General features: G+C 37.2%; 9 protein-coding genes. 3 read left to right on the plus strand and 6 right to left on the minus strand.

Going from position 1 to position 14,797, the window contains the following annotated elements:
* Positions 1–2: 2 nt before the first annotated feature.
* The gene (gene dnaE, locus ND812_RS00505; RefSeq protein WP_265375876.1) at positions 3–3,500 is read right to left on the minus strand and encodes a DNA polymerase III subunit alpha; all 3,498 of its coding nucleotides are present in this window, start codon (positions 3,498–3,500) and stop codon (positions 3–5) included.
* A gap of 163 nt (positions 3,501–3,663) precedes the next feature.
* Between dnaE and cobT the strand changes: the two genes are divergently transcribed.
* Genes cobT through ND812_RS00520 form a run of 3 tightly spaced genes read left to right on the plus strand, consistent with a single transcriptional unit; the run spans position 3,664 to position 6,134 of the window.
* Entirely contained in the window at positions 3,664–4,722 is a 1,059-nt protein-coding gene (gene cobT, locus ND812_RS00510; protein ID WP_265375877.1) for a nicotinate-nucleotide--dimethylbenzimidazole phosphoribosyltransferase, read from the plus strand.
* Positions 4,723–4,728: 6 nt separating this feature from the next.
* Positions 4,729–5,556 carry an adenosylcobinamide-GDP ribazoletransferase gene (locus ND812_RS00515; RefSeq protein WP_265375878.1) on the plus strand — a complete coding sequence of 276 codons (828 nt, stop codon included), beginning with the start codon at positions 4,729–4,731 and terminating at the stop codon, positions 5,554–5,556.
* Positions 5,541–6,134 carry a histidine phosphatase family protein gene (locus ND812_RS00520; protein WP_265373801.1) on the plus strand — a complete coding sequence of 198 codons (594 nt, stop codon included), beginning with the start codon at positions 5,541–5,543 and terminating at the stop codon, positions 6,132–6,134. Before ND812_RS00515 ends, ND812_RS00520 begins: the two co-directional genes overlap by 16 nt.
* 7 nt (positions 6,135–6,141) lie before the next feature.
* Here the strand turns inward: ND812_RS00520 and gatB are convergent, their stop codons facing one another.
* From gatB to ND812_RS00545, 5 genes are all read right to left on the minus strand, one after another.
* Positions 6,142–7,605, minus strand: coding sequence for an Asp-tRNA(Asn)/Glu-tRNA(Gln) amidotransferase subunit GatB (gene gatB / locus ND812_RS00525; RefSeq protein WP_265373802.1), 1,464 nt, complete (start codon positions 7,603–7,605; stop codon positions 6,142–6,144).
* Between the two features lie 58 nt (positions 7,606–7,663).
* The gene (locus tag ND812_RS00530; protein WP_265373803.1) at positions 7,664–8,767 is read right to left on the minus strand and encodes a bacteriohemerythrin; all 1,104 of its coding nucleotides are present in this window, start codon (positions 8,765–8,767) and stop codon (positions 7,664–7,666) included.
* 194 nt (positions 8,768–8,961) lie between these two features.
* Positions 8,962–10,437, minus strand: a complete 1,476-nt coding sequence (locus ND812_RS00535) for an aldehyde dehydrogenase family protein (protein WP_265373804.1) — start codon at positions 10,435–10,437, stop codon at positions 8,962–8,964.
* A gap of 85 nt (positions 10,438–10,522) precedes the next feature.
* Positions 10,523–12,673 (minus strand): adenylate/guanylate cyclase domain-containing protein, encoded by a 2,151-nt coding sequence (locus ND812_RS00540; RefSeq protein ID WP_265373805.1) that lies wholly within the window; start codon positions 12,671–12,673, stop codon positions 10,523–10,525.
* The gene (locus tag ND812_RS00545; protein WP_265373806.1) at positions 12,661–14,775 is read right to left on the minus strand and encodes an adenylate/guanylate cyclase domain-containing protein; all 2,115 of its coding nucleotides are present in this window, start codon (positions 14,773–14,775) and stop codon (positions 12,661–12,663) included. Before ND812_RS00545 ends, ND812_RS00540 begins: the two co-directional genes overlap by 13 nt.
* Positions 14,776–14,797 lie beyond the last annotated feature (22 nt).

The following is a 14,797-nucleotide window of genomic DNA, read 5'->3' on the forward strand; positions in this document are numbered from 1 at the left end:
AATTACCCGTAAACTCTCACTTCTTCTCCAACGGTATAACGCACAGCACCTTTTCCTAATATATCTGTTAACATCTTCATCAGGTCCGTTGTGATTTCAATGGAAAAATGATCATGAGCACGAATGACTTTTTTTTCATCACCGTTTCCAATCAAATGAAAAAATACAGAAGAGGCCCCTCTATGAACAGAAAGTATATCTTGGAGTTTTAAAATCACATCTCGATTTTTTTCTTCTTTCATATTGATTGTTAAATGAAGAGTTTTTTCCATTTTTTTCTCAATCGTAACGGAATTGAGCTCTTCTAGTTTATTAACAATGATTTGACCCTTTAACTCTGATTCATCGGCATCAATTCGTTCTAATATTCCTTTGATAAATACTGTGTTGTCTTCAGTGAAAAGATGTTTGAATTCTGCGTAAGTTTTTGGAAATGCTACACACTCAATTTCACCAGTTTGGTCTTCCAACATAAAGTTAACAAATTCTTCTTTTTTCTTTGTAAGTTTAACAACTTTTTTGGATAATACACCAGCAATTTCCACTTTAGATTTCGGTCGAACTTCCTCTAAATTTTCAATGGAAGTTGGGTTTAGGCTTTTGAGTTGTTCTGTGAATTTATCAAGTGGATGGCCGGACAAATACAAACCCGTTGTTTCTTTTTCACGACGAAGGAGTTCATCCCCATTCCACTCAATACCATCTTTTGGTAAATTTAAGTTTTCTTCCGTTCCACCATTCGCTCCACCAAACAATGAAAATTGACCTTCTTTTTCCTCAGCTTGTTTTTTGTTGGCATAGTTTAAAATGATATCTGTAGATTCAAAAATTGTTTTTCTCGTATAACCAAAAGAATCAAACGCTCCACCTTGTGCGAGTGACTCTAATACTTTTTTATTCGCAAGACGAGTATCTAATTTTTTTGTAAAATCACTGAGTTGTTTGTAACCACCAAGTTCATTACGATTTTTGATGATGTTTTCTGCAGCAAGTTCTCCCACCCCTTTGATGGAAGACAATCCAAATCGAACCGTTTTGTCATCTGTGATCTCAAATGAAATTCCCGATTCTCTTAAATCTGGACCTAAGATCCTGATCCCCATATCTTTTGCATTATTGATGTATTTCACAACATCAGTGATCTTTGAATGGTCTCCCGATAATAAAGCAGTGAGATATTCAATGGAATAATTTGCTTTCAGGTATGCAGTTTGGTAAGTCACAAATGCATAGGCAACCGAGTGGGATTTGTTAAAACCATACTCACCAAATTTTTCTAATTGTTCGAATAGTTCGGTAGCTAACTTTTCATTGATCTTTTTCTCAATGGCACCTTTTACAAATTTTTCCTTTAAGGCAGGTAATTTGGATTTATCTTTTTTAGCCATCGCCTTACGAAGAACATCCGAGTCTCCCACAGAGAATCCACCCATGATCCTAGAGATACCCATTACTTGTTCTTGGTAAACAACAACACCATAAGTTTCGCCGAGTACTTCTGCCAAACTTTCATGTGGGAAAATTACTTTTTTCTTTCCGTTTTTACGATCTAAATAGTCATCTAACATCCCTGATCCCATGGGACCAGGCCTGTATAACGCAAGTAAGGCGGCTATTTCTTCAAATTTTTGCACCTGTGCTTTTGCAAAAAGGTCACGAATCCCAGAGGAAGAATCCAACTGGAAAATACCTAACACATTCGCTTTTCGTAATAAACTAAAAGTAGCCGGGTCATCGAGTGGAATGGTATCCAAATCAAGTTTGATCCCATGTCTTTTTTGAATCAATTGTGTGGCATGATGGATGGTAGTTAAGTTTTTTAAACCTAAAATATCCATTTTGATGAGTCCCACTTGTTCTGACATGTTTTTGTCGTACTGTGTGACAATCGAACGCCCATCACGTCCCGGTTCACTAACCGTTGACAATGGCACAATTTCTTCCAATGCAGTTGGTGCAATGACAACACCAGCTGCGTGTCTACCCACCTGACGATAGTTACCTTCTAATTTTTGAGCAATGGAAAATACTTTTTTATTGAGATCAGATTTTTCTGCCACATCACGTAAGTCTTTTGAAGTTTCAACTGCTTCCTGGATGGTAATTCCTAATTTTTTAGGAAATAACTTACTCATCTCATTCACTTCTGAAAATGGTACATTAAAAACTCGAGCCACATCTTTAATTGCCGCTTTTGCAGCAAGAGATCCAAATGTAATGATTTGGCCAACTCGGTTTTCACCATACTTATGTTTGATGTAGTTGATCACTTCTTCGCGACGTTCTACACAAAAGTCAGTATCAATATCAGGCATATCCTTACGATCGGGGTTTAAAAATCGTTCAAATAACAAATTGTATCGAATTGGATCTACATTTGTGATTCCGAGTGCATAGGCAATGATGGAACCCGCCGCCGAACCACGACCAGGTCCTACTGGGATCCCTGTTCGCCTTGCAAAATTGATATAATCTTGAACTATGAGAAAGTATCCTGCAAAATGCATGTTTCGAATGGTTTGCATTTCATATTCAGTTCTTTCTTTGACAATGGGTGTGATTTCTTTGTATTTTTCTAAAATCCCTTCCCAAACCAATTTTTCTAAATAACTGTCTGTATCATACCCTTGTGGAACTTCGAAAGGTGGGAGTAATGGGTTTCCAAATTGGAAATTCAAAGAACATTTATCACGAATGGCAAGTGTATTATAGTAAGCATCTAAATGATTGGGAAAAAGTGCCTTCATCTCTGAAGGAGATTTTACATAAAAATTTTCATTAAACCCAAAGCGCATTTCATCATCGATGTTTTTGCGCATTCCAATGCGTAATAAAATGTCTTGAGCTTCTCTATCATCTTTTGTTAAAAAGTGTGAATCATTTGTGAGAACAAGTGGGATACCAGTTCGTTTGGAAAAACCAATGACAGCTTCAGCAACAATCTTTTGTTCTGGAATTCCATGGTCTTGGATTTCCATATAAAAATCTTCTTTACGAAAGATCTCATGCAATCGACCAGCTAACGCATACGCTTTGTCTTCCTTACCTTCCAGGATTTTCCGGTTCACTTCTCCAGCAAGGCAAGCTGTCAAACAAACAAGGCCTTCACTATGTCGTTCTAATAAATCATAATCGATGCGTGGTTTGCGATAAAAACCTTCTGTAAACGAACGGCTAGCAAGTTTGATGATGTTATGATAACCGATTTCATTTTTGCACAATAAGATGATGTGATAAGCTCCACCATCAGCAATTTCATCTAACTCGGTTTCTGCACTCCTTGAGGGAGTCACATAAAATTCACAACCGATGATAGGTTTGACTTCGTGTTTAACTGCTTCTTTGTAAAATTCGATGGCACCATACATGTTGCCGTGGTCAGTGATAGCGACAGAACTCATACCAAGTTCTTTCACTCGTTTCATCAAATCACTGATTCGAATGGCACCATCCAACATGGAATAGGTAGTGTGCAGATGCAGGTGGGCAAAATCTTCCATGGCTTGGTGACATAGTAAAGCCGATGCCCCCGTACGTAAAGCGCCCCAAGGGAAGGATTTTCGATTTTTTTTGGCCCAAAATGCCAATTCCCAAACCTGCCAAATCCATCCAAGCCCAAAAACGATGGAAGGTGTCAGTGCATTACACAAACTGGTTTTGTCTATGTCCCCATTTTCCCTACCAAAAATTAGCCCTATAACCCATGTTTTGCGAGATAAAATCCAAGAAAAAATTGATACCAAAACAAAACCATTAGGTTCTCTCGGTGCACTCGAAACGATTGCATTACAAATTGCAGAGATTCAAAACACCACTTCTCCAAGACTCAAAAATCCGAAGTTAATTTTGTTTGCTGGTGATCATGGGATTACGGAAGAACCAGTTTCCCTATATCCAAAAGATGTCACTTGGCAAATGGTCATTAATTTTTTAAATGGTGGGGCATGTGCCAATGTATTTGCGAAACACAGTCAGATTGAAGTAGAAGTTGTCGATGTTGGAGTTGATCATGATTGGGATGATTCCACAAAAAATCTTTTGATCAAAAAAATTCGCAAAAGCACATCCAATTTTTTAAAAACACAAGCAATGTCCAAAGAAGAATCCTACCAATGTATACAGAATGGATTCAATTTGATATTAGAAAATAAATACAAAGAAACAAATGTATTTTTATTTGGTGAGATGGGAATTGGGAATACCTCTTCTGCTTCCATGATTTTATCTCATTTAACAGGAATTCCACTTTCAAAATTGGTTGGAAAAGGAACAGGTTTAAATCCAGAAGGAAAACAATCCAAACTTCAAATTTTAGAACGTGCTTTCCAAAGAACAGGAAAATTAACGGATCCAATTGTAATTCTTTCCGAATTTGGCGGATTTGAAATCGGAATGATGGCTGGTGCGATGTTAGGTGTCGCATCCGAACAAAAACTATTTCTTGTGGATGGTTTTATCACTACCGCTGCGTATTTATTAGCTTACCATCTAGATCCAAATGTAAAGGACTATGCAATTTTTTCTCATGTATCAGATGAAGAAGGCCATATCATTGTTTTGAATCATTACCAAATTAACCCACTACTAAAACTAAATTTACGATTAGGGGAAGGAAGTGGTGCTTTGGCTGCTTACCCGCTTGTCGAACTCAGCATTCAATTTTTGAATGAAATGGCTTCCTTTGCTGATGCAGGGGTAAGCGATGCAGATAAAAAAGTATAAAATATGATCCAATACCTTCTTTTAGAAATTCGTTTGTTTTTTATTTGTTTGGCCTTTCTGACAAGAATTCCTTCTCCAAATTGGATTGGATTCAAAGAAGAATGGTTACACCATTCGATAAAATATTCACCTAGTGTTGGTTTACTACTTGGTAGTATACAATTTGTCGTATTCCTATTGTTCCATTTTTTATTTGGACCAACGATCGGCTTCACAATCTCTCTTGGTTTTTTACTGATCCTAACAGGTGCGTTTCACGAAGACGGGTTTTCTGATTTCTGTGATGGGATTGGTGGAGGATGGAAAAGAGAAGATATATTGCGCATTATGAAAGACAGCCGTGTTGGCAGTTTTGGTGCTGTAGGAATATGTCTTCTTGTTTTGCTAAAAGTACTTGGAGCATACGAAACCTTTTCCTATTTCCAAAGAAAAAACCTTCCAATGATTTCGAATCTTACTAACGACTTTCATCTAATTATCGTTTGGTTGTATTTTGTAAGTGCCCACACACTCAGTCGCTTTTTATCAGTTTTTGTAATGAAACTATTGCCATATGCAAAGGAAGAAGGATATGCCAAACCGATGGCAAAAGAAATCACTTGGCCCCAAATCTTATTTGCAAGTCTTTTGGGAGTTTTACCGTATTTGTCTCTTGCTTACCTACATCCTAATTTTTTCTTGAGCCTTTTGTGTATCATCCCTAGTTACATTTATATGGTTCGGTTGATGAAACGATGGATCCAAGGTTTTACGGGGGATTGTCTTGGAGCAGTCCAACAAGTTGTGGAAACTTGTATTTGGATTTCAGGAGTATTTATATGGAACTTTATTTAATCCGCCACCCAGAAACCATAGCGCCCAAGGGAACTTGTTATGGCCGTACCGATTTTCCACTCAAATACCCTGTGGAAGATACGGCCGATTCAACTTTTCCCTACCTGCCACCTAACTTTGATCATTTTATAGTTAGCCCAGCACCTCGTGCAGTCAAATTAGCAAATGCCTTACTCTCTAAATACAATCCTAAGCAGAACCCATTGGATCTTGTAATCCATACCGATGAACGTTTGTTAGAAATGGATTTTGGTGATTGGGATGGAAAACTATGGGAAGAAATTCCTAGAAAAGAAACCATTCCTTGGATGAAAGACTTTGTGAATGCCCGAACTCCAAATGGAGAAGCTTTCACCGATCTAATCCAACGAGTGGATTTGTTTTTAGAGGATTGGAAACCAAATGGGATTCTGAAACAAAAATGGGAGGAAAAAAACAAGCAAACACTAAACTCTATGATTGTTGTATGCCATTCCGGACCCATTCGAGCCATCCTCTGCCGGATCAATGGAATTCCACATGAGGAAGCATTTAAGTCCCCAGTGGATTTTGGTTCAGTTCATAAAATTGAAATTTAAGAAGGTTTTACACCTTCTTTTTTTCACCTAACGGGCCTAATTTGGCAAGGATCAATTCGTTTACCAGTTTGGGGTCGGCTTTGCCTTTTGTTTCTTTCATCACTCCACCCACAATGGCACCTAACACACGATCCTTTCCATTTTTCCAACCTTCTACTGATTCGGGTTGGGATTCTAACACTCGAATGACAATTTCTTCCAAAGCTTTGTCATCACGAACGACTTTGAGACCTTTTTTCTCGACGATAGTTTCTGGTTGGTCTTTCGAAGTTAACATATCTTCAAAAATGGTTTTGGCAATTTTTCCCGTGATCTCACCTGAATTGATGAGTTTCACTAGTTTCCCAATCCTGACTGGATCAATCGCAAATTCTTGGATGGAAATATTTTCTTTATTCACAATTCCTAAGATTTCATCTTTAACCCAGTTGGATGTTTTTTTAGCATCACCAGAAATCACAAGAGCCTCTTCGAAGTACTCTGCAATTTCCCTTTCACTTGTTAAGACTTCAGCATCATATTCAGGAAGACCAAGCGCAGTCTTGTAACGTTCCTTTTTTTGTCTGGGAAGTTCTGGAAGTGTTTTTCGAATGTCCTCAATAAACGAATCCGAAATTTGGATCGTTGGTAGATCTGGTTCCGGAAAATAACGATAGTCATGGCTCATTTCTTTGGAACGCATGGGAATTGTTTTGAGAAGAGTGGCATCCCAAAGTTTTGTCATTTGTTTGAAGGACTCACCTCTAGAATAAACATCCTTTTGCCATTCCACTTCATAATCGATTGCTTGTTTTACGGCCTTAAACGAGTTGAGGTTTTTGATTTCAACCCGTGTACGAAATCCTTTTTCCCCTTTGGGACGAATGGATACATTGGCATCACAACGAAGGGAACCTTCTTCCATGTTACAATCCGAAACTTGGATATAACGAAGTATGGTTTTTAATTCATTTAGATAGGCATAAGCTTCATCAGAGGAACGAAGGTCTGGTTCTGATACAATTTCGATGAGTGGAGTTCCCGCGCGGTTATAGTCCACGTAAGATCGATTGATGGATGGATCATGTGAGTGGATGAGTTTTCCCGCATCTTCTTCCATATGGATCCGAGTGAGTGGAAGGAACTTTTCTTCCGTTTCCCCTTTCAATTGGATATGAATCCCACCTTTGGTTGCATACGGTTTATCAAATTGTGAAATTTGGTACCCTTTTGGAAGGTCAGGGTAAAAATAATTTTTACGATCAAATTTAGTGAATTGTGTAATTTCGCAACCGAGAGCCACACCTGCTCTTACTGCTTTTTCTAGTACAACTTCATTTAACACAGGCAAGGTGCCTGGAAGCGCAACACATAATGGCGAAATATGAGTATTGGGACTACCACCAAATTCGTTAGTGGCAGTGGAGAAAATTTTTGAATTGGTATTGAGCTGGACGTGGACTTCCAGACCGATGATGACTTCGTATTCCATGGTTTGGTAACAGGATTTTCACGGAAAATGAACCTGGCAATTCAAATTCCGTCAGATTTTAATCCAAGGGGTCTGGGACCGTTTGTAATACCAATTTATATAGATTTTTTTGTTCTCTTGAGATCCCAATTTCCCCACTTTGGTGGAGTTTTTTGGTGAACTCGGAAAGTTCTCTCACCCTCGACTCAAATGCCAGACCAATTTTTTTATCTTCTAGCGCTATATGTGAAAGTAACCAATTTCTAAGATCTTGCACCAAATGTAATCCGACTCGAGGATTTCCCAATTTATATTCATCATTTCTCATTTTGATAAAATCAATAAAACGTTTGTGTTGGTTCATGTGTTGCACAACATCCGTATACCGAAAGTAACGCATAATTTTATCTTCCACACCAAAATGATCTTTTGTATACTCAATTGCTTCTGCGATGACTTTATGAAAAGTTTCACTTGAACCATCACCTAACTTCAAGGAATGATCTAGCTCTACTATCATCTTGAGTAACCAAATATGTTGTAAATCTATGATGGGAATACCAGTTGATAAATTATAGGTTTTCCAAATATTCCGAATTTCTTGGATCGTATCAATAGTCTGTTCATGTAAAGGAATGTTTGTGGTATCGATTTGTACAATATTTTGGTAAATCAATAGTTGTTCTTTAGAAACCGGATATTTTCCAGACTTTAATAACTGGACACAATAAGATTTTAAATCAAAACTAGACGCTTTAAAAAATTCTGCATAATCTGTATCATCATGTAGAATATGTTGGAACAACCATTTTTTTAGAATCTGTAAAATCCCAAGTGCAGCCATTTGGCTATTTTTGGCCTCATAGTATTTTTCTGTTAGGCGCTCAGCAAATTTTCTATGTCCGAGTACATGTTCTTTGAAATTTGGATAATTGAAATGTTCCAAAATATCCTCTTCCAAAGCAAAATGTTCCGCCACATAATCCAGGGCCTTTCGAAAGGAAGAATGAACATCGATATCTGAATTTGTTTTTTCGGCCTCTACGATTTCTTCTTCTAACTCTAAAATGATATGCACAAGCCATACATGTTGTAAGTCAATGATGGGAATGCCAAGATGAAAGGGTTCACTCAACCAAGTGATACGAAGTGAATCAAGATGCGCGGAAGAATCCTTTTGCATGATTCCACAAAATTCCGGCACCAAATGTTGTCACGGAAATTGAGGAAAATCCTAAGTTGATATTTATCATGATTTTAGAATGAAACAAAATTCCAAATATGGGTATTGGGATTTTTGTCACACGTTGTAAAATATGACGATCATCCCCGAGAAAAACTCGGGAATGATTTTTGTTTTAAGAAAGTATTTTTGTTTTATACAAAAAACTTTGTAGTGAGTTTCACCATAAGTCTCACGAAACCAGAGTAAGGTGGGTACATCATTTTCGCAATGGAAGCTTTTGGTGTTTGTAAGACAGACCTTTCATGTGAAAATGTTTTGAATCCAAAAATTCCATGGTAACTACCATGACCTGAATGGTTCACGCCACCAAATGGTAAGTTTGGATTTATCAAATGTAAAATTACATCGTTGATTACCGCTCCACCTGAACTTGTTCTTCTGAGAACATACTTCGAAGTACTACTTTTCTTTGTAAAAATATACAAAGCCAAAGGTTTTGGTCTTTCATTGATAACGTGGATGGCATTATCTAATGTTTTATAAGTGATAATTGGAAGTACTGGTCCAAAAATTTCATCTTCCATTATTTTTGCATCTAACGATACGTTTGTGAGAATTGTAGGTGCTATAAAGTTGTCAGAACTTCTAACTTCTCCACCGTAAGCAATTTTTGCACCTTTTTTCACTGCATCATCGATATAAGATGAAACTCTCGAAAAGTTTTTTGCATTCACGATACGGCAAAAATCTGTACTTGCTGTAAAATTTTCAGGTTTCGATTTAAAGAAACTTTCAGTAGTTTCCTTTGCATGTTTTACAAATTCTTCAATCTTAGATTCCGGAATGAGTAAATAATCAGGTGCTACACAAGTTTGGCCTGCATTGAGAAATTTACCCCACATAATTCGTTCAGCAGCCACTTTCATGTCAGCATCTTCTGCGATAATGGAAGGTGATTTACCACCTAATTCCAATGTAACACTAGTTAAATTTTTGGCAGCCGCAGCCATAACGATTTTTCCGACAGGTGTAGATCCAGTGAAAAAGATATGATCAAATGGAATTTCAAGTAATGCAGTTGCAACACTCACATCACCTTCAAAAACCGCTACTTCCTCTTCAGAGAATACTTCACCTAACATTAAGTTAATCACATTTGCTGTGTTGGGAGTAAACTCAGATGGTTTTAGCATTACTGTGTTTCCTGCAGCAATGGCAGCCGCAAGTGGAGCAATCGCTAAGTGGAATGGATAATTCCAAGGAGCAATGATGAGACAAACTCCTTTTGGTTCATAAACAATACGACTTGTTGCTCCGAGAAGAGTTGGTGGAGTCATCACATTATTCGGACGCATCCAATGTTTTACATGTCGAATCGCATCGTTGATTTCAGCAATCGTTGGTAAAATTTCTGTAATGTCTACTTCACCAGCAGATTTTCTAAAGTCTGAATGAAGTGCTTTTTGGATTTCAGTTTGGTACTTTAAGACAGCTGACTTTAATTTTTTAAGTTTGAGGATTCGAGTTTTAAAGTTCGTCAAACGAAGTTCGTGTGACTTTTTCTTTTGTGCATTAAAAATACGGTCTATGTCTTTTGGAGTAAAACTTTTGGTTTGAATGACGGCAGTGTTGCTTACATTGGCCGAGGAAAGAGTAGCTTGGGTCATGGGAATCTCCGTATTACTGACTCTCGTTCAGTTAGAGAGGAAATTCAAGAACTTTTTCACAATTGAGGGCGATTCTATGTCTTTTTTATGCCAAAAACCCCTTTCCGAAACCAGGTGGAGGCCCATTTTGGATGTATAGTTTTGCCCGTTCTAAATAAAGGTAAGCTGCCTTGTCAGAAGGATCTTGTTTTAAAACAGAACTAAAACCTGATTCCGCTCCTTTAAAATCACCGTCCCAAAAAAGATTTACACTTTCTTCAAATAGTTCTTTCGTTTGGATTTTTAAATGGAATGTTTCCTCTACTCCATCAACTAACACCTGAGCAATTCCAATTAACTTTTGTTTGGCTGGAATTTTAATAAAATCCAATAATCTATGTGGGTAAGAATCAGGTTCCTTTAATTCCAAAAGAGCATCCAAACTTAAAATGATTTTTGCTCCGTATTTTTTTGTCATCGATTCTAATGAATTGGCAACACCCATTGAGTCAGAGAGAACTGCTGATTCAATCCGTTGTTCTTCTCCTACAATCCCAAGCATAAGTTCACCAAAGTGAATACCAACTCCGATTTGGATCTCACCTACTCGGTGGTTATGACTTTCTGCATTCCATTTAGCAATCATTTTGTGCATTTGGATCGCCGAAGACAATGCATCTTCCGGTTCTTTTTCAAAAAGTGCAAAGATGGCATCGCCCACATACTTTTCGATAAATCCATTATGAGAACGGATGATAGGACCAACTTGTTTTAGGTAATCATTCAAAAAAAGAAACGTTTCTTCCGGACTCAATGTTTCCGAAATTGCTGTAAAATCGCGGATATCAGAAGAAAGAACTGACATTTGTTTTACGATGAAATCTCCTCGTTTTACTTTAGAATCCAATTTTTTTGAAAAAAGTTGGATCAGTCGTAAAGGAACAAATTTCGCATAAACTTTGTTTGATGCTTCAAGACGATTGTTTACATCAATCAATTCATTCGTTAGTGTATCCATAGAGGAATAAAAACGCGCATTTCGTCGAGAAAGTAGGATACTTTGAAACAGAAAAAAAACAAATAGTGAAAATGGCATCAGAGGTTGGGCTTGAAACCAATAATTTCCTGCCATCAAATCATGAGTGGATCCCAACATTAAAATAAGAGATCCATAAAACACCAAACTACTGTCTCGTTTTCTTTGGCGATAAATTCGAAGGATTACATAAAAGGAACAAATACTAAAAAATAAAATAAAAACTTGGGAAACTATATTGGTTGTAGTAAATATTTTTGGATCTGTTAGCAAAACAAACAAAACATATGTTATACCAAAACTCCAACAAAACTTTAACATCCAATTTGGAACTTCTGATTTTCCAGGGAACAAACTACGAAGGTAACTTAAGAAAAAACAAACAAGTAGTGGCGCAGATGTATAATCCAATACCTGCATCCATTTCCAAGAAAAATCAGGAAATGCATACACAATGTAAAAATTATCTAACACAACCAATCGTAAACCAGTGAACAAACAAAAAAGTGCAAAAAACAAAGAACTTTTCTCTTCTCTACGAAAGAAAAATACTGTTAGTTGGTATAATGCCATCGTAAGCATTGCTCCAAAAACAAAAACTTCACCTGCAGAATAAATTAATGATTCATTCTGGATGACTTCTTTTGTACCAATTTCAATTGGTTTGCGGTAACCTCCGCGTGCGTGATGGAAATTACTTACAACATAGATGATTTCTTGTTCGTAGGATTCTGGTTGGAATGATACATATTGAATTTGGTATTTTGGTTTTGCCGAAATTTCATCCATACCAACAACACCAGAACTTGCAATTTTTTGCCGATTGATGTACAACTCATAAGCACTTGTCGCAGGTTGGACTCTCAAATAGTAACGAATGTTTGGATCAGGCACTTTAACTAACAATCGAAAGCTAGCGTATCCATCTCCACCTTCCCCTTCTGGACGGACAGAATTCCAAGACGAGGGAACTTTTACATATGTTTTCTGATTTGATTCAATTTTTTGAAATAAGGAATCTCCATACAATTCATTCCAATAAAATTCCCATTCCCCATTGAGTGAAATTTTTTTATTAGATTCTACATATACTTCAGGGATTTCTAAATATCCAAGCTTTGCTTCTTTCGCATTACTATAATTACACGAGAACTGGATAACGATTAGAAATAGTAACCCAAAGAATGGAAATGACATTGGAATTGGTTTTATTTTTCCCATGCGGATACTCCATCCCAGTCTTCCCCAACACCTGCTGATTGGTAGTATTCACACCTTTCGATATATATTTGTGCGGCGATGTCATCTGGGTTGTTTGTATGGACTTCTCTAAATCCATTTAAAGCTGATTTAAAATCAGCACGTTCGTAATCAAAAATCGCTGCTTCAAATTGTTCCCTATAGGCTATTTTCTGATCCGAAATAGAATCGATCCCAGGTATCAATACTTCGGCAATCATAACGGTTTCTTGTTTGCCTTTTACACGAACAAAATCTAAAATTCGATAAGGAATTGTATCTAAATCCTCATGTAACATCAGTGAGGTTAAACTTACAAGAATCCTAGCATTGTACTTTTTAGTTAATCCTTGGATACGGCTCGCCAAATTGACAGTATCTGATATCACAGTTGACTCGAGCCTTTCTTCTTCTCCCAAAATTCCAAGCATCGTATCCCCAGAGTGGATTCCAATCCCTGCATGTAATGGTAAATAACCAAAACCCCTTCTTCTCTCATTGTATTTTTCCAATTCCCATTGGATATCTTCTGCAGCTTTGATCGAATTTTGTATCCCGCCATCAAATAATGCCATTATAGCACTTCCAATGTATTTATCGATGAATCCATTGTTTTTGCGGACACAAGGTCCTATACGTCCCAAATAGGAATTTGTAAATAAAATTCGGTTTTCAAGTGGAATGGAATAAATGATATCCCAATATTCCCAAATATCCGCGAACAAAACTGTCATCTCTCGCTCGCTACTGTCACCTAACTTCACTTCCTCGATGCTTTCTTTTCCTAAATGGGTCAAAAAATCTCTTGGTATAAATTTTGCGTAAAATCGATTTGTTAATATAAACTGCTCGTTAATAGATTCAAATTCTTCTTTCAGGAGAATTTTTTTACGAAAGGTTCTAGCCGTACGAAGTGTTACAATTGTAGACTGAACTCCAAAAAATAAAAATACTGCAATTTGTGATAATGACGATTCCCCTTCACCTGTGTAAGCGAGAAATACATCATACACAAATCCAAAAAATAAAATCAAATACCCTAAAAAGAAAATATGAGAATCGGGTAAACCTTTTGCCACCATTTGGTACAAACGTATTCCAAGAAAAACTGCATACACAATTCCTAACACTTGGAAGACAACTTCGAATTCTGTATAAAACTCTGGTTTGATGATGAGTCCATATACCAGAATGAATTGTACGAAGGCACTGAAATACCGAATGAGTTTTGTTTCAATGAATCGCGGGAAAAGTCCATCGACAAACCATAAAAACAAAATTCCCAAAACAAATACGGATGCATACTCAATATAGATAACAAGTTCCCAAGGTATGTTTGGAAACATCGCATAAATGGTTTTGCTACCTACAAATGGCAATCGAAAGGCAAATACCAAACAAAAGAATCCAAAATAAAATGCCTCTCTTTGTTTGTTACGATAGAAAAACAAAATAAAATGGTACAATCCAAACATAAACAAGGCACCAGTCAGTGCAATGTCCATTGTACTCTCAGCTAAAATATAGTTTTGTACGGTTTCGGCAGTTCCAAAAATTGGTGCATTTGGTAATCCACCTTCCTTGTGATGGAAATTACTGACTTCGATTTTGATTTGGATGTGATCCTTGGTGACAAAGGTAAAACTTTGTCCTTGTGCAGATGGAATTGTTGTATTTTTATCTTCACCTGGAAATCCAGAGAGCACTACTCGATTAGCTGCAGTTATACGAAAACTCGTTCTCACTTCCGGGAGGTATAGCGAATATATTTGTGATTCATTAGGGAGTAAAATATCAAGTATGTAAGTTCCATACCCCTTCCCATCGATCATATTCGAACGTAAGGGAACATCATTCCAAAGTGATGGAACCGGGAGAAAAGTATAACTGGCATCAGGTGTCAATTCACCCAGTGTATGAGGATAAAATTTCCATTCCCCTTGAAGTTTGATAGACTTTCCTGTTTTCCATGGGAAGGAACGAAGGTCGAGTGTACCAGAAGTAACTTCCTTAGAGGGAGTCACAAGTTGGCATGCCACAGTAAGGAAAACGAGACAAAGTGTGATGCGATTGAAGAGGGTCATCCCTATCCTTCAGAGACATTTC

It is taken from the genome of Leptospira limi (assembly GCF_026151395.1).
Lineage (GTDB): Bacteria > Spirochaetota > Leptospiria > Leptospirales > Leptospiraceae > Leptospira_A > Leptospira_A limi.